This is a genomic window from Ferrovum myxofaciens (assembly GCF_000735045.1).
Lineage (GTDB): Bacteria > Pseudomonadota > Gammaproteobacteria > Burkholderiales > Ferrovaceae > Ferrovum > Ferrovum myxofaciens.
Genome location: NZ_JPOQ01000319.1, coordinates 1 through 253, shown reverse-complemented (window position 1 = coordinate 253; position 253 = coordinate 1). Strand labels below are relative to the sequence as shown.

1 protein-coding gene is annotated in these 253 nt (G+C 56.5%); it reads right to left on the bottom strand.

Annotated elements, in window-relative coordinates; all coding sequences use genetic code 11:
• Positions 1-253 (bottom strand): IS3 family transposase (locus IV91_RS18135; RefSeq protein WP_031599280.1); only part of this gene is annotated, 253 nt, incomplete at both ends.

The window sequence follows — 253 nt, the reverse complement described above, 5'->3', positions numbered from 1 at the left end:
TCGCATCAGGCGTTGTACCCGCTTGCGGTTGACGGTGTGGCCAAGCCCCTTGAGAAATATCACCATCTTGCGGCTGCCATAAAACGGATGCCGTGTGTACTCCTCGTCAATCAGACAATTCAACAGAAGGTCACTTTCGTCCACCATCTTCGGCTTCTGGTGGGCATAGACAGTGGCGCGGGATACCCCCACCAAAGCGCATTGCCCCACCACAGACACCCCATCACCGTGGTCAATCCACCCCTGCCGTATC